We start from the raw sequence: 14,914 nt of genomic DNA, 5'->3' as shown, positions 1-14,914 counted from the left end.
CCCTGCCGTTCCTTACCATTTACCGGGCACCCTATGAAACCATCGATGCTGGCCAAGCTGGATCAACTGGCCAACCGTCTTGTCGAACTTGACGAATTGCTCATGAGCGAAGGCGCGACCTCGAACATGGACGCCTACCGCAAGATGACGCGCGAGCACGCCGAAATCGGTCCGCTGGTGGCGCTGTACAAGGAGTACCAAAGCGCCCAGAACGATATCGCCGAAGCGCAGGACATGCTGTCGGACCCGGACATGAAGGACTTCGCGCAGGAAGAAATCGAAGGCGCCAAGGGTCGCGTGGCGCAGCTGGAAATGGACCTGCAGAAGATGCTGCTGCCGAAAGACGTCAACGACGAGCGCAACATCTTCCTTGAAATTCGCGCCGGCACCGGCGGCGACGAGTCGGCCCTGTTCGCCGGCGACCTGCTGCGCATGTACGTCCGCTTCGCCGAGCGCAATCGCTGGCAAGTCGAGACGGTGTCGGAATCGGTTTCGGACCTGGGCGGCTACCGCGAAGTGATCGTGCGCCTGATCGGCAGCGGCGCCTACTCCAAGCTCAAGTTCGAGTCGGGCGGCCACCGCGTGCAGCGCGTGCCGGCCACCGAAACGCAGGGCCGCATCCATACCTCGGCCTGCACCGTGGCGGTGATGCCCGAAGCGGACGAAGTCGAAGACGTCAACATCAACCCGGCCGACCTGCGCATCGACACCTACCGCGCCTCGGGCGCCGGCGGGCAGCACATCAACAAGACCGATTCGGCGGTGCGCATCACCCACCTGCCGACCGGGATCGTGGTCGAATGCCAGGACGACCGCAGCCAGCACAAGAACAAGGCCTCGGCGCTGAAGGTGCTGGCCGCGCGCATCAAGGACGTGCAGCTGCGCGAGCAGCAGTCGAAGGAAGCGGCCACCCGCAAAAGCCTGATCGGCTCGGGCGACCGCAGCGAGCGGATTCGCACCTATAACTTCCCGCAGGGCCGCATGACCGACCACCGCATCAACCTGACCTTGTATAAACTCGACTTCATCATGGATGGGGAACTGACCGAACTGACCAACGCGCTGGCCGCCGAACACCAGGCCGAATTGCTGGCGGCCCTGGGCGATTAAGCAGTTGGTAAGCTGTCCGTTGTAGACTGCGCATGCGGCGTACCCGCGCTGCATTTCAAAAGACGCCAATAAAAACACTTCTAGGACTTATCCGATGCCAAATAACCGCACGATCCTGATGTCACTCTCCGCCATCTGCTTCGCCCTGATTGGCGCGGCGCTGTACCTGCAGCACTACAAGGACATGCTGCCATGCCCGCTGTGCGTGATCCAGCGCTACGCCTTCTTCTTCTGTGGGCTGATCTGCCTGGCAGCGGCATCGGCCAAGCAGTTCAAGCTGTGGAGCTTCGTCGGCCTGGCCGGTTCGCTGACCGGCCTGTTCTTCGCCGGCAAGCAGCTGTGGGTACTGGCCCATCCGGGCCGCTCGTGCGGCATCGATCCGATGCAGACCATGCTCAACCAGGTCCCGACCGCGATTTACCTGCCCTGGATTTTCGAAGCCGACGGCCTGTGCGAAGATGCGGTCGACAAGCTGCTCGGCCTGACCATTCCGCAATGGTCGACACTGTGGTTCGCCATCATCAGCGTCTCGCTGCTGGTCGTGCTGGCGCGCCGCAGCGCACGCTGATGGTCGCCGCCGGCGCCACGGTCGGCGCGCTGCAGGCACTGCTGCCGCTCGACCCGCTGGAAAACCGCATCCTGGCCTGCCATGCGCTGGACATCACGCGCATCGGCATGATCACCCAGTCGGAACGGGTACTCACCGCAGCGGAGGCGGCCGCCTTGAGCGCGCTGGTCGAACGGCGCATGCAAGGCGAGCCGATTGCCTACATCGTCGGCCGGCGCGAATTCTACGGCCTCGATTTTGCCGTCAACGCGGCGGTGCTCATTCCCCGTCCCGACACCGAACTGCTGGTCGAACTGGCGCTTGAACGCCTGCCGGTGCGCGCCCGCATGCTCGACATGGGCACCGGCAGCGGCGCCATCGCGGTGGCCGTGGCCCACACCCGGCCCGACGCCGGCGTCACCGCCCTCGACGTCAGCGCCGCCGCCCTCGACGTGGCGCGCGCCAACGCGCTTGCCAACCGCGCCGCCGTGCGCTTCGTGCAAAGCGACTGGTTCGCGGCCATTGAGGCCGAAGCGTTCGACCTGATCGTCTCCAATCCCCCCTACATCGCCGACGGCGACGCGCACCTGGTCCAGGGCGACCTGCGCTTCGAGCCGGTGGGCGCGCTGACCGACCATGCCGACGGCCTGTCGGCCCTGCGCACCATCGTGGCCGGCGCGCCGCGCCATCTGCCGCCCCAGGGCTGGCTGCTGATGGAGCACGGCTACGACCAGGCGGCCCAGGTGCGCGCCCTGCTGGCCGATGGCCGCTACTCCGAGGTGCAGAGCTGGCGCGACCTGGCCGGCATCGAGCGCGTCACCGGTGGACGGCGCGCCGCGTAAGTTTCTGCGGTGCCGCGTACGCAACAGCGGCTTTGCTAAAATGACCAGATGCGCAAACTGATCGCCATCTGTGTCCTGATGCTCGCCCCGCTGGCCGCGGGCGCGGGACCGGCCGTCACGCCCGAGCGCATCACGCCCGACCAGCAGGCGCGCGCCCTGTTCGACAGCGACTGGCAGTGGCGCCTGCAAAACCAGCCCGAATACGCCACCGCCCTGGGCGACTACCGCTACGACGCGACCCTGAGCGACACCACCCTGGCCGCCAGCCGGGCCGCCAATGCGCACCAGCGCAGGATGCTCGACCAGGCCAGGCAGATCGAACGCGACAAACTCACCGGCCAGCAGCAGCTGTCCTACGACCTGTTCGTGTGGGAGAAGGAGCAGGCGGTCAAGGCGGCCGCGCTGTACCCGTTCCAGGCGCAGCCGATCAGTTATTACGCCGGCATCCACATCAACCTGGCGCAACTGGCCGCGCAGATGCCGTTCGCCACCGAGACCGACTACCGCAACTACCTGGCGCGCCTGGACGCGGTGCCGGCCCACGTCTCGGGCCTGATCGAACAGCTGCGCGAAGGTATGCGTACCGGCTGGGTCGCGCCCAAAGTGTCGGTGCGCGCCGTGCCGGCCATCCTCAAGCAATTGCGCGAGAACGCGGTCGACGGCGCCCTGGGCCTGCCGTTTCGCCAGATCCCGGCCACCATCGACAAGCCGGTGCGCGACGCCCTCGCGCTGGCCGGCCCCGCCGCGCTGCGCACCCGCGTGGCGCCGGCGTTGCAGGAGCTCGAAGAGTTCATCCGCACCGAATACCTGCCGGTGGCGCGCGAGTCGATCGCGGCCAGCGCGCTGCCGTCCGGCCTCGATTATTACCTGCTGGCGGTGACGCGCCAGACCACCATCGACATGGCCCCGGCCGAGATCCACGCGCTGGGCCTGAGGGAAGTGGCGCGCCTGCGCGCCGACATGACGGCGGCGATCGCGCGCACGGGCTTTAGCGGCGGCTTCGCCCGGTTCATCGTGTTCGCCAAGACCGATCCGCGCCTGTTCTACACCAGCGCCGACCCGCTGCTGGCGCGCTACCGGCGCATCATCACGCGCGCCAGCGCGGCCATGCCCAAGCTGTTCGCGGCCGTGCCCGCGCAGGAGGTGCAGGTCAAGGCAGCTTCCGGCCCGGGCACCGAGAAACAGGGCGCGGCCTGGTACGAGGCCGGCAACGCCGAGCGTCCGGCGGCCTTCGTGGTCAACACCTCGCTGCTGGAAACGCGCCCCATGTGGGAGATGGAAACGCTGGCACTGCACGAAGCGCTGCCGGGCCACCACCTGCAGGTGGCGCGCGCCGCCGACATCGCCGACCTGCCGGCCTTTCGCCGCCACGGCTGGCACGCCGCCTACGGCGAAGGCTGGGCCCTGTACGCGGAGTCGCTCGGCCAGGAGATGGGCTTTTTCAAGGATGCGTTTTCGGCCTTCGGCCACCTGAACGCCGACATGTTCCGCGCGGTGCGGCTGGTGGTCGATACCGGCATCCACACCCAGGGCTGGACGCGCCAGCAGGCGATCGACTACATGAACGCCAATACCGCCAACGCGCCTTCCGACAATGAGCTCGAAGTGGACCGCTACATCGCATGGCCCGGACAGGCGCTCGGATACAAGGTCGGACAGCTGAAAATCCGCGCCCTGCGCGACAAGGCACAGGCGGCGCTGGGCGACAAATTCGACATCCGGCGCTTTCACAGCGTGGTACTCGATAACGGGCCACTGACCCTGGCCCTGCTCGAACAGCAGGTCGACGCATGGATCGCGGCGGCCAAAAAGCCGGCTTCGTAAGCGCGTGATGCGTCCCCCCGCCGCCCTGGCATTGCATATAAAATAAGCCTTGTCGTAAAAATTACGCCCCATCCCAGCAGAATTGGTGCCTCAAAGTGGAGCCGCAGGCGCGCTCGCCGGATTTCGGTTAATCTCGCAGCACTTACCTATTTGGCAGTACAAGAAAGGATTCACCGTGTCGAACCAACTGACCCGCCGCCTGGCCCTGCTCGACGATGATGAACACCGCGCCCTGCTGGGCCAGGGGCTGCGCGGCATCGAGCGCGAGACCCTGCGCGTGGACCGCGCCGGGCGCCTGGCGCGCACGCCGCACCCGGAAGCGCTGGGCGCCGCGCTGACCCACCCGCAGATCACCACCGACTACGCCGAAGCCCTGCTCGAATTCATCACGCCGGCGGAACACGACATCGGCACCACCCTGCACAAGCTCGACGCCATCCACCGCTACGCCTACACCAAGCTGGGCGACGAAATGCTGTGGAGCGAATCGATGCCGTGCGAGCTGCCCGAGGAAGCCGACATCGACATCGCCTGGTACGGCAAGTCGAACATCGGCATGCTCAAGCACGTGTACCGGCGCGGCCTGGCGCTGCGCTACGGAAAAGCGATGCAGTGCATCGCCGGGATCCACTACAACTACTCGCTGCCGGAGCAGATGTTCCAGCTGTTTTCGAACAGCGAAGGCATCCCCGAAGAACGGCGCAGCGCGCTGCGCGACTTCCAGTCCGAAAGCTACATCGCCCTGATCCGCAACTTCCGCCGCTACAGCTGGCTGCTGATGTACCTGTTCGGCGCCTCCCCGGCGCTGTCCACGGGCTTCCTGCGCGGACGCCAGCACCAGCTGGAAACGCTGTCCGGCGACACCCTGTACCTGCCGTATGCGACCAGCCTGCGCATGAGCGACCTCGGTTACCAGAACGATGCGCAATCGGGCCTCACGCCGCACGAGAACTCGCTCGAGAGCTACGTCACCAGCCTGATGGACGCGGTGAACCGTCCGTACAAGCCGTACGAGGCGCTCGGCACCAGGCGCGATGGCCAGTGGATCCAGCTGTCGACCAATGTGCTGCAGATCGAGAACGAATACTATTCGACGATCCGGCCGAAACGCGTGATCCGCACCGGCGAGCGTCCGGTGCAGGCGCTGTGCAAGCGCGGCGTGCAGTACATCGAAGTGCGCTGCCTCGATGTCGACCCGTTCGAGGCGATCGGCATCAGCGTCGAAACGGGGCGCTTCATGGATGCCTTCCTGCTGTTTTGCGCCCTCGACGAGAGCCCGCTGATCAACCAGATGGAAAGCCAGGTCCACGCCCGCAATTTCGCGCGCACCGTGAAGGAAGGGCGCCGTCCCGGCCTGACCCTGACGCGCCACGGCGAAGAGATCGCGCTGTCCGCCTGGGCCAATGAACTGATCGAGCGCATCGCCCCGGTCGCGGCGCTGCTCGACAGCCAGCATAACGAGGATGGCGTGCATGCGGCCTCGCTGGCCGCGCAGCGCGCCAAGATCGCCAATCCGGCGCTCACGCCGTCGGCGCGCGTGCTCGACGAAGTGCGCGCGCTGGGCTCCTCGGCCGCTTTCGGTTTGCGCCAGAGCGAGCTGCACGCGGCGGCGTTCCGCGACAGTCCCTTGATGCCGGCCGAAGCGGCGCTGTTCGACGAAATGGCGGCCACCTCGCTGGCCGAACAGGCCATCATCGAACAGACCCAGACCGGCAGCTTCGACGCGTTTGTGGCCGCCTACAACAGCAGCACATTGTGCGGCGACTGAGGCTGACCCCAGCGTGCTGACCTTTTATAACGAGCACCATGCCCAGCACCGCGGGCGCCACGAAATGTTCCGTGGCGCCCTGGTGCCGTGCTTCGAAAAGCCGGAGCGGGTCGACATGGTGCTGGCCGAATTCGAGCGGCGCGGCCTGGGCAAGGTGGTCACGCCGCACGGCGTGTCGCTGGTTTCGCTCGAACGCATCCACACGCCGCGCTACCTGCATTTTTTGCGCAATGCCTGGAGCGAGTGGGTGGCGCTCGACGAAGCGAACGCCGACAAGGATGCGTTTCCGTCGGTGTGGCCGATCCGCGGCATGCGCACCGATATCGAGCCCGATAATTTTGCCGCGCGCATGGGCCTCTATTCGATGGACAGCGGCACGCCGCTCACCGCCGGCACCTGGATCGCGGCCAAGACCGGGGCCGACTGCGCGGTCAACGCCGCGCATGCGCTGCGCCTGGGCGAGCGCGGTACCTTCGCGCTGACCCGCCCTCCCGGGCACCACGCGGGCGCCGATTTTTTCGGCGGCTACTGCTTCCTGAACAATGCCGCGCTGGCGGCCCAGCACCTGCTCGACGACGGCGCCAGGAAAGTCGCGATCCTCGATATCGATTACCACCACGGCAATGGCACCCAGAGCATTTTTTATGGCCGCAACGATGTGCTGTTCATCTCGCTGCATGCCGATCCGCGCGGCGAGTATCCGTTCTACCTCGGTCACGCCAGCGAAACCGGCGACGGCGAGGGCAAGGGCTACAACATGAATCTGCCGCTGGCGCCCGGATCGACCCCGGCGCAGTGGTTCCTGGCGCTGGAGTCGGCCTGCATCAAGCTGGCCAGCTTCGCGCCGGACGCGCTGGTGGTGTCGCTCGGCGTCGATACGTTCGCGGGCGACCCGCTGTCGTCGTTCGCGCTGCAAAGCAGCGATTTCCTGCGCATCGGCGAACGCATTGCGCACACCGGCCTGCCGACCGCGTTTGTGTTCGAGGGCGGGTATGCGGTCAACGAAATCGGCATCAATGTGGTGAATGTATTAGAAGGTTTTGAAACCGCTAACTGACCCTGCACAACGAAAGAGCCCATGTCGCGTTACCAGCTGGCCCAACTCAATATCGCCCTGATGAAAGGTCCGATCGATTCGCCCGTGATGGCCGATTTCGTCGCCAATCTCGACCGCATCAATGCGCTCGCCGACCAGTCGCCCGGCTTCGTATGGCGCCTGCAGACCGAGGACGGCAACGCGACCGCCCTCAGTCCTCTCGGCGAAAACGAGATCGTCAACATGTCGGTCTGGGACGACGTGGCGGCGCTGAACCACTACGTGTACAAAACCGCGCACGTGGAGATCATGAAGCGGCGCAAGGAGTGGTTCGAGCGCATGCGCGAGGCCTATATGGTGCTGTGGTGGGTGCCGCGCGGGCAGCGTCCCACGATGGACGATGCCATCGCCAGCCTGGCGCATTTGCGCGCGCACGGTCCCACTGCGCGCGCCTTTACCTTTAGCCGCGCCTTCGCCGCGCCCGACGCGCCCGAACACGCACCGGCGCCGCCGTCCGGCGACGCCTGCCCCGCACTGTGAATGAAGGGAATACGATGATCAATTGGGAATGGCGCCATTTCGACGAGCTCTCCGGCGCCGATCTGTACGCGGTGATGGCCAGCCGCCAGGATGTGTTCATCCTGGAGCAGGCTTGCCTGTATCCGGACCTCGACGGCTACGACCAGGGCGCGCACCACCTGCTCGGCTGGCACACGGTCGACGGCGCGCGCGTGCTGGCGGCGTATTTGCGCTGCATCGCCCCCGGCGTGAAGTTCGATGAAATGTCGCTCGGGCGCGTGCTTACCACCAAAGGCGCGCGCAGCGGCGGCAGTGGACGCGCGCTGATGGCCGAGGGCATCGCCTGCGCCGAACGCCAGTATCCGGGCCAGCGCATCCGCATCGGCGCCCAGCAGCACCTCGAACCGTTCTACGCCAGCTTCGGCTTCGCGACGGTGAGTGAGCCCTACGACGAAGACGGCATCATGCACATCGACATGCTGCGCTGAGGCCGCGCCGCCACGCCAGGCCCAGCAACGCCAGGCCCGCCAGCAGCATGGCATGGGCCTGCGGCTCGGGCACGGGGCTGGTCAGCGCCAGCAGCAGGCCGCCGCAACCCTCGCCGGCGTGGCAGCCGTAGGCGGCAATCTGGCCCAGGTCGTTGATGCCGGCGGCGCTCTGCACGGTCCAGCCGAGCGCCGGATCGATCAGCGTGTTCAGGTCGCTCATGTGACCATCGGCATAGATAAACGCAAAGAAAGGCACTTGCAGCGCGCCGCCCAGATTGCCGACCACCTCGCCCCGGTTGTTGAGCCCGGTGCCCCAGGCGGCCAGGCCATACATGCTTCCCAGCACCTGCGTCATGCCGTTCGTGTGCAGGTAGGCGCTTTCGGGCCCATGCCAGTCGGTGCCGGTGATCTGGCCAGCCTGGTTGACGGCGTTGGCGCTGCTGCTGCCCGAAGCCGAATAGTTGAGCGCGCTCATGGCGCCGTTCTCGTACACAAACGCGGTCTGCGGAGGATGGAACTCGCCCTGCCCCAGCGAACTGCCCACCACGCGGCCGGCGTTGTTGATGCCGGTGGCCCAGATGCTGGCGCCGCCGAGGTTGCCGATGTCGCGCAGCTGTCCGCCTTCCCCCACAAACGCGCCCCAGCCGGTGGCTGGCGCATAAAAATTGCCCGCGACCTGGCCCCGCTCGTTGATCGCCGTGCCGCGCGTCATCGTGCCGCCGCCGATGGTACCCAGGTCGGTCATCACACCCTTGCTGTAGACGAAGGCGTGTTCGTCGCCGCTGGCGGTGAGCGCGCCGCCGGTCACTTCGCCGAAGCGGTTGAGCGCCGTGCCGGTGCTGGTGGCGCCACCCAGGGTACCCAGGTCGATGCCGCCGCCGGCCGACCACAGATGTGCCTGCCCATTGCGGGTGCCGACGATCTGGCCGGCATTGTTGATGCCGGCGGGGCTCATTGCGTCCGGCAAGACGGTCACGGTGTAGGAGCGAACAGCGGCAGGCACGGCGGTAGGCACGGCGGTAGGCACCGCGGCAGGGGCGGCCGCTGCGGCGCCGGCCGACAGCAGCAGCGCGAGGGCAAAGGCAGGATGGGAAGTGGACATGGCAAAATCCTCGAAGATGGACCAGCTGCCATCGTGCGCGCACGGCCGCCGCGCGCCCTGTGTTAGGTCATGCGGGCGCTGCGCAGGCGGCACCAGCCGACCAGTCCCAGGCCGGCCAGCAGCATGGCCCAGGTGCCCGGTTCGGGCGCGGCACTCGGGTGCAGCAGCAGGCCGCCGCACTCGCTGCCGCCGTTGCGGCAGCCATAGGCGGCGATCTGGCCGCTGCCGTTGATGCCGGTGGCGTTGTGCACGGTGTAGCCAAGTGCCGGATCGATCAGCGTGTTCAGGTCGATCAGTGCGGCACCCTCGTACAAAAAGGCGAGCGAGTCGGCGTCGCCGGGGCTGTCCGAGCGGCCCACCACCTGGCCGCCCAGGTTGACCGCATTGGCGTAGCTGCGCCGCCCGCCCAGCGTGCCCAGGTCGGTCATCTTGCCGTTGGCGTAAATGAAGGCATGCTCGCGGCCCTGCACCCAGGCATTGCCGACCACGGTGCCGGCATCGTTGATGTCGGCGGCGGCGCTGTAGCTGCCGCCCAGGGTGCCGAGGTCGCTCATCTTGCCGTTCGCGTACAGGAAGGCGTGCGCCAGATAGGGCGAGCTATCGTCCAGCGCCGACACGCCGACCACGTGGCCGGCATTGTTGATGCCGGCCGCGTAGGCGAAGCCGCCGCCCAGGGTGCCCAGGTCGGTGCTGGCGCCGCCGCTGTTCAGGAAAGCCCGGTAGGCCGGCGTGGTGGTCAGGTACTGCCCCGCCACTTGCCCGGCATCGTTGATGGCGGTCCCCAGGCTGTCGGTGCTGCCGGGGATGGCCAGTTCGGCCAGCGTGGCGCCCGCATGGCGGAAAGCGCGCGCCTGCCCGCCCGGCAGGCTGGCGTGGCCGGTGGCCTGGCCGAGCCGGTTGATGGCCGCGGCCGAGCTGGCGGGGCCGCCGAAGGTGCCGATCTCGGTCAGGGTGCCGCCCGACCAGAGGAAGCCACGCTGGCCGCCGTCGCCGGGGCGGTCGCCGACGATCTGGCCGGCATTGTTGATGCCGAGAGGATTGGTATTGAGGGGTAGCGGCGTGACCGCATAACGCGACGCGGCAACGCTGGTCAGCGGCGCGAGCACGAGGGCAAACAGGAAAATACGAGGAGACATGGCTTGATCCTTTCAGGCTGTGAAAGGATCAAGGATCTGCCGACTTTGCGCGCTTTATTTGAGGCGCATCAGTCGCGCGCCGATGCGGTCAGCATCGGCGGGGCGTGCGCCACACTTACTTGACGGCGACCAGTTCGATGTCGAACACCAGGCCGGTATTCGGTGGAATGGTGCCCCTGCCGCTCGCGCCGTAAGCCAGGCTCGATGGAATCGACAGGGTGCGCTTGCCGCCCACTTTCATGCCAGGAATGCCCTGGACCCAGCCTTCGATCAAGCTGCCCGTGGCCAGCGGAAACTCCACCGGCGCCTTGGAAGTTTCGAAGTTCGCGCCTTTATTGTCGGGCTTGCTCGAATCGTAGAGATAACCGCTGTAGTTAACGCTGATTTTCTTGCCGACCACGGCTTCGGCGCCGGTACCGACGACCGTATCCTTGGTGGTCAGGGCGGTCGGGCTGGTGACGACCGTGATCGGCGGCACCTGGACCGGGCTGTCGTCGGAACTGCCGCAAGCGGTCAGGGCGAAAGTGGCAACCAGGGCGGCGGCGAGAGTAAGCTTGAGTTTCATGAAATCCTTGGGCGGTGACGGAAAAAGTTGCCAAAGTTTAGCAGCAGTTGCCCATCGCCGCACTATTCGTCTCGCATCAAAAGTGTGGGGTTTATGTATCGACTTGTATCCTGTCGACGAAAATCAGATTTCGACCTGGGTCCCCAGTTCGATCACCCGGTTGGGAGGAATCTGATAGTAGTCGGCGGCGCCGCGGGCATTGCGCGACATGGCCACGAACAGGTGCTCGCGCCATGGCGCCATGCCGCCGCCCGGGGCCGAAATGACGGTCTGGCGCGCGATGAAGAAGGACGTTTCCATCATCTCGAACGGCAGGCCGTGCTCCTCGCACTGGGCCAGCACCTTGGGAATATCCGGTTCATCCTTGAAGCCGTAGAACACATTGATCTGGAAGCAATTGTGTCCCAGCGCGGTGACCTTGGCCTGCTCGGCCGTCGGCACCCACGGTTCTTCCAGCATGTGCACGGTCAGGAACACCACGCGCTCGTGCAGCACCTTGTTGTGCGACAGGTTGTGCAGCAGCGCGTGCGGCACGCCGTCGCTTTCGCCGCGCAGGAAAATCGCGGTACCGTAGACGCGGGTCGGCGGTGCCACGAACAGCGACTGCAGGAACTCTTCGAGCGGAATGGCATGCGACTGCAGGTTCTCGAACACCAGATGGCGCCCGCGCTTCCAGGTCATCATGCCGGTAAACAGGATCGCGCCCAGCAGCAGCGGGAACCAGCCGCCATGGAACAGTTTCAGCGTGCTCGACGAGAACAGCATGATGTCCATGACGATGAAAAAGCCGGTCGCGCCGAAGCACAGCACCAGCGGCAGATGCCAGCGGTAGCGCGTCACGAAAAAGGTCAGGATGGTGGTGCACAGCATGGTGGCGGTGACCGCGATGCCGTAGGCGCCGGCCATGTCGTCGGACGACTGGAAAATGAGCACGCCGATCAAGACAACCACCAGCTGCAGCCAGTTCACGGCCGGGATGTAGATCTGGCCGATTTCGCTTTCCGAGGTGTGCAGCACGCGCATGCGCGGCATCAGGCCCAGCGCGATGGCTTGCTTGGTCATCGAGAAGGTGCCGGAAATGGTGGCTTGCGAGGCGATCACGGCGGCCATGGTCGAGAGCAGCACCAGCGGGTAGATGCTCCAGCTGCCGAGCTGGTTGTAGAAGGGGTTGCTCACGTGCTCGGGATGCATGATCAGCAGCGCGCCCTGGCCCATGTAGTTCAGCGCCAGCGCCGGAAAGGCGATCAGGAACCAGGCGGCGCGGATCGGTTTCTTGCCGAAGTGGCCCATGTCGGCATACAGCGCCTCGGCGCCGGTCAGCGAGAGCACCACCGCGCCGAGCGCGATGAAGGCCGTGTACTTGTTTTCCAGCATGAAGCGGAAAGCGTGCAGGGGATTAAGGGCGGCCAGGATCTGGGGCGCCTCGATGATGTTGGCCACGCCCATGGCCGCCAGGGCGGCGAACCAGACCAGCATGACCGGCCCGAACCAGCGCCCGATGCCGGCCGTGCCGCGCCGCTGCACCGAATACAGGGCCACCAGCACGATGGCGGTAATGAGCAGCACCACCCAGTTGGGAATGCCGGGAATGGCGACCTCAAGGCCTTCGATCGCACCCAGTACCGAAATGGCGGGGGTAATCACGCTGTCGCCATAGAACATGGTGGCGCCGAACACGCCCAGCACCATCAGCGGAAAATACCATTTGGACGCCTTGGTCACCGAGTTCAGCGCCAGCGCCATCAGCGCCATGATGCCGCCCTCGCCGCGGTTGTCGGCGCGCAGGATCAGCGCGACATACTTGAGCGAGACGATCAGGGTCAGCCCCCAGAAGATCAGGGAAATAATGCCGAGCAGATTGGGGGTGGTCAGGGCCAGGCCGTGGTCCTCGTGGAACACGGCTTTGAGGGTGTACAGGGGACTGGTACCGATATCGCCGTAGACGATACCGACGGCAGCCAGGGTCAGGGCCGCCAGGCTGCTCTTGTTTTGTTGCGCTGTCAAGATTGCACCATATTCTTGTTTTGGTGCATTGCACAATAGAAGATGACCATAGAAAAAGCAAGCACAATTCGTTGCATAATTAATACCCTTGGTTACAGCAAGAATGTCCCTTGCCGACGAAGATGCCATGATAAACGCAGTGGGCGGATAAGTGCGTTCCCAATGGCAAATTGGCATCACCGGCGAATGGGCGGTCCCCGGCAAGCTTCGCCTAACTGCGAGATAATGTTTATCTAATGAATCTTTGATTGTCACTCATGCGTACCGGCATCCTGTCCGCCGCCCTGGCCTTCCTGTGCTGGGGTCTGTTTCCCTTGTATTTCCATGCCCTCAAGGAAGTGCCGCCGGCCCAGATCATGGGCCACCGCGTGCTCTGGTCGCTCCTGTTCCTGGTGATCGTGCTGACCATCCGCCAGCAGTGGAAATGGCTGGGGGCGCTCAGGCAGCAGCCGCGCGTGGTCGCCAGTTTCGCCCTGAGCGCGCTGCTGCTCAGCTTTAACTGGCTGCTCTACATCTGGGCCGTCAACAGCGGCCATGTGATCGAAGCGAGCCTGGGCTACTTCATCAATCCCCTGTTTAACGTGATGCTGGGCTACCTGGTGCTCAAGGAAAGGCTGCGCATCGTCCAGTGGGCGGCGATCGCGCTGGCCACCTGCGGCGTGCTGTGGCTGACCTGGCAGGCCGGACGCATGCCCTGGATCGCCCTGCTGCTGGCGGCGTCCTTCGGCGGCTACGGCTTGCTGCGCAAGACGGCGTCGCTGGGCGCGCTGGAAGGCTTGTCGTTTGAAACCATGCTGCTGTTCCCGTTCGCGCTGGGCTTCGTGATCTGGCTGACCATGACGGGCGACAACGCGTTTTTGAACAGCCCGTCGAACGGCACGCGCTGGCTGCTGATCGCGTCCGGGCCGATCACGGCCATTCCGCTGCTGCTGTTCGCCAGCGGTGCGCGCAAGATTCCGCTGTCGGTGCTGGGATTGCTGCAATACATCGGGCCGACCATCCAGCTCAGCCTGGGTATCTTCCTGTTCCACGAAGCCTTCACGCAGGAGCGCATGATCGGCTTTGCGATCATCTGGAGCGCGCTGGCCCTGTATGCGGCGGAGGGACTGCTCAAGCGCAAATAAGCAGGCGGCGGCAGGACAAAAAAATAGCGGCCTAGGCCGCTATTTTTCATTCCAGCGACGCGCTTACGCCGCTTTTTTGCGCTTGGCGACGGCCAGACCGGCCAGGCCCAGACCCAGCAGGGCCAGGCTGCCTGGTTCAGGCACGCCGACCGGGTCGCCGGCGAAGGTGCCGCCCTGGATGAAGACGCCGGAATCGAGGTTCGCATCGCCGCGGTCCTGGATCAGGAATTCGAAGGTGTTCACGCCAACCAGGCCGAAGGCTTTGGCGGTCATGACGGTGGTCAGGCCATCGTAGCCGGTGTCGACGGTCTGTTTGGCATTGTCGCGGTAGTAACCGGCATTGATATTGTTGTTCACGTTATTGATCGACACGACGCCGTTCGCGCCAGGAACCAGGGCGATGTTCTTGCCGTTGAGCTTGAGTTCGAACAGGTCGTTGTACTCGGTGCCGACGAATTCGTTGTATTCCTCGGAAGCGAAGACATAGTTGAAGAACACATTGCCGGTGGTGCTGGTGAAATTGAATTTCAGCGAGGTGGTGGTGCCGTCGCCGGAGCAGCTGCCGCCGTTATTGCCGCCGACCGCGCAAGCGGTGCGGCCGGTGGTCAGCAGGACGCCCTGGCCGAAACCGATGTTGCCGCCGTCGGTGAAGGTGCCGCTGGCGGCCGAGGTGGCGCTGGCCAGGGTGGCGTTGGTGATGGTGACGCCGGTGCCGCCCAGGGCGTTGGCCAGGGTGCTTGCGTTGGTGGTATTGGTCACGACCAGTGCGTGTGCCGAGCTGGTGGCCAGAAGAAGTGCGGCGGCCGACATCACGCTGCGGATCAAGTTGAATTTCATTGTTTGTTCTTT

The 14,914-nt window shown here is 65.3% G+C and carries 14 protein-coding genes; 9 read left to right on the top strand and 5 right to left on the bottom strand.

Annotated elements, in window-relative coordinates; genetic code table 11:
- Window positions 1–33 precede the first annotated feature (33 nt).
- From prfA to CR152_RS02450, 8 genes are all read left to right on the top strand, one after another.
- Complete coding sequence (prfA, locus tag CR152_RS02485; protein ID WP_099873501.1) at window positions 34–1,110, top strand: peptide chain release factor 1; 1,077 nt, start codon at window positions 34–36, stop codon at window positions 1,108–1,110.
- A gap of 94 nt (window positions 1,111–1,204) precedes the next feature.
- Window positions 1,205–1,678: a disulfide bond formation protein B gene (locus tag CR152_RS02480; RefSeq protein ID WP_099873499.1), complete on the top strand. Its 474-nt coding sequence runs from the start codon at window positions 1,205–1,207 to the stop codon at window positions 1,676–1,678.
- Complete coding sequence (gene prmC, locus CR152_RS02475) at window positions 1,678–2,499, top strand: peptide chain release factor N(5)-glutamine methyltransferase (protein WP_099873497.1); 822 nt, start codon at window positions 1,678–1,680, stop codon at window positions 2,497–2,499. Before CR152_RS02480 ends, prmC begins: the two co-directional genes overlap by 1 nt.
- A 48-nt stretch (window positions 2,500–2,547) precedes the next feature.
- Entirely contained in the window at window positions 2,548–4,323 is a 1,776-nt protein-coding gene (locus CR152_RS02470; RefSeq protein ID WP_099873496.1) for a DUF885 domain-containing protein, read from the top strand.
- Window positions 4,324–4,498: 175 nt separating this feature from the next.
- Entirely contained in the window at window positions 4,499–6,091 is a 1,593-nt protein-coding gene (gene gshA, locus CR152_RS02465) for a glutamate--cysteine ligase (protein ID WP_099873494.1), read from the top strand.
- A 13-nt stretch (window positions 6,092–6,104) separates the two neighbouring features.
- Window positions 6,105–7,148 (top strand): histone deacetylase family protein, encoded by a 1,044-nt coding sequence (locus tag CR152_RS02460; RefSeq protein WP_099873492.1) that lies wholly within the window; start codon window positions 6,105–6,107, stop codon window positions 7,146–7,148.
- A 21-nt stretch (window positions 7,149–7,169) separates the two neighbouring features.
- Window positions 7,170–7,667: a DUF3291 domain-containing protein gene (locus CR152_RS02455; protein ID WP_099873491.1), complete on the top strand. Its 498-nt coding sequence runs from the start codon at window positions 7,170–7,172 to the stop codon at window positions 7,665–7,667.
- 14 nt (window positions 7,668–7,681) lie between these two features.
- Window positions 7,682–8,134 (top strand): GNAT family N-acetyltransferase, encoded by a 453-nt coding sequence (locus CR152_RS02450; protein WP_099873489.1) that lies wholly within the window; start codon window positions 7,682–7,684, stop codon window positions 8,132–8,134.
- Here the strand turns inward: CR152_RS02450 and CR152_RS02445 are convergent.
- The 4 genes from CR152_RS02445 to CR152_RS02430 all read right to left on the bottom strand — a co-directional run bounded on the left by CR152_RS02445 (window position 8,109) and on the right by CR152_RS02430 (window position 12,941).
- A complete protein-coding gene (locus tag CR152_RS02445) occupies window positions 8,109–9,236 on the bottom strand; it encodes an HAF repeat-containing PEP-CTERM protein (protein WP_099873488.1) in 1,128 nt (375 codons plus the stop codon). The genes CR152_RS02450 and CR152_RS02445 overlap by 26 nt on opposite strands.
- A 62-nt stretch (window positions 9,237–9,298) precedes the next feature.
- On the bottom strand, window positions 9,299–10,372 hold the full coding sequence (locus CR152_RS02440) for a DUF3466 family protein (RefSeq protein WP_099873485.1): 1,074 nt from the start codon (window positions 10,370–10,372) through the stop codon (window positions 9,299–9,301).
- 115 nt (window positions 10,373–10,487) lie between these two features.
- Window positions 10,488–10,937, bottom strand: a complete 450-nt coding sequence (locus CR152_RS02435; protein WP_099873483.1) for an FKBP-type peptidyl-prolyl cis-trans isomerase — start codon at window positions 10,935–10,937, stop codon at window positions 10,488–10,490.
- 123 nt (window positions 10,938–11,060) lie between these two features.
- The gene (locus CR152_RS02430) at window positions 11,061–12,941 is read right to left on the bottom strand and encodes a potassium transporter Kup (RefSeq protein ID WP_099873481.1); all 1,881 of its coding nucleotides are present in this window, start codon (window positions 12,939–12,941) and stop codon (window positions 11,061–11,063) included.
- Window positions 12,942–13,198: 257 nt separating this feature from the next.
- On the opposite strand from CR152_RS02430, the gene rarD reads away from it, so the two are divergent.
- Window positions 13,199–14,065 (top strand): EamA family transporter RarD, encoded by an 867-nt coding sequence (rarD, locus tag CR152_RS02425; RefSeq protein ID WP_099873479.1) that lies wholly within the window; start codon window positions 13,199–13,201, stop codon window positions 14,063–14,065.
- A gap of 63 nt (window positions 14,066–14,128) precedes the next feature.
- Here rarD and CR152_RS33985 read toward each other — a convergent pair whose 3' ends face one another.
- A complete protein-coding gene (locus CR152_RS33985) occupies window positions 14,129–14,902 on the bottom strand; it encodes a choice-of-anchor L family PEP-CTERM protein (protein ID WP_229413258.1) in 774 nt (257 codons plus the stop codon).
- Window positions 14,903–14,914 lie beyond the last annotated feature (12 nt).

It is taken from the genome of Massilia violaceinigra, assembly GCF_002752675.1.
Taxonomy (GTDB): Bacteria; Pseudomonadota; Gammaproteobacteria; order Burkholderiales; family Burkholderiaceae_D; genus Telluria_A; species Telluria_A violaceinigra.
Note: the sequence above shows the minus strand (reverse complement) of the source record. Positions and strands in the feature narration are given on the sequence as shown.

What these genes read in the sequence shown, in the direction of transcription:
- CR152_RS02470 (WP_099873496.1), top strand. Translation starts at nt 2,548, where the DNA reads ATGCGCAAACTGATCGCCATCTGTGTCCTGATGCTCGCCCCGCTGGCC.
- rarD (WP_099873479.1), top strand. Translation starts at nt 13,199, where the DNA reads ATGCGTACCGGCATCCTGTCCGCCGCCCTGGCCTTCCTGTGCTGGGGT.
- prfA (WP_099873501.1), top strand. Translation starts at nt 34, where the DNA reads ATGAAACCATCGATGCTGGCCAAGCTGGATCAACTGGCCAACCGTCTT.
- CR152_RS02480 (WP_099873499.1), top strand. Translation starts at nt 1,205, where the DNA reads ATGCCAAATAACCGCACGATCCTGATGTCACTCTCCGCCATCTGCTTC.
- CR152_RS33985 (WP_229413258.1), bottom strand. Translation starts at nt 14,902, where the DNA reads ATGAAATTCAACTTGATCCGCAGCGTGATGTCGGCCGCCGCACTTCTT.
- CR152_RS02450 (WP_099873489.1), top strand. Translation starts at nt 7,682, where the DNA reads ATGATCAATTGGGAATGGCGCCATTTCGACGAGCTCTCCGGCGCCGAT.
- CR152_RS02445 (WP_099873488.1), bottom strand. Translation starts at nt 9,236, where the DNA reads ATGTCCACTTCCCATCCTGCCTTTGCCCTCGCGCTGCTGCTGTCGGCC.
- CR152_RS02440 (WP_099873485.1), bottom strand. Translation starts at nt 10,372, where the DNA reads ATGTCTCCTCGTATTTTCCTGTTTGCCCTCGTGCTCGCGCCGCTGACC.
- CR152_RS02455 (WP_099873491.1), top strand. Translation starts at nt 7,170, where the DNA reads ATGTCGCGTTACCAGCTGGCCCAACTCAATATCGCCCTGATGAAAGGT.
- prmC (WP_099873497.1), top strand. Translation starts at nt 1,678, where the DNA reads ATGGTCGCCGCCGGCGCCACGGTCGGCGCGCTGCAGGCACTGCTGCCG.
- CR152_RS02435 (WP_099873483.1), bottom strand. Translation starts at nt 10,937, where the DNA reads ATGAAACTCAAGCTTACTCTCGCCGCCGCCCTGGTTGCCACTTTCGCC.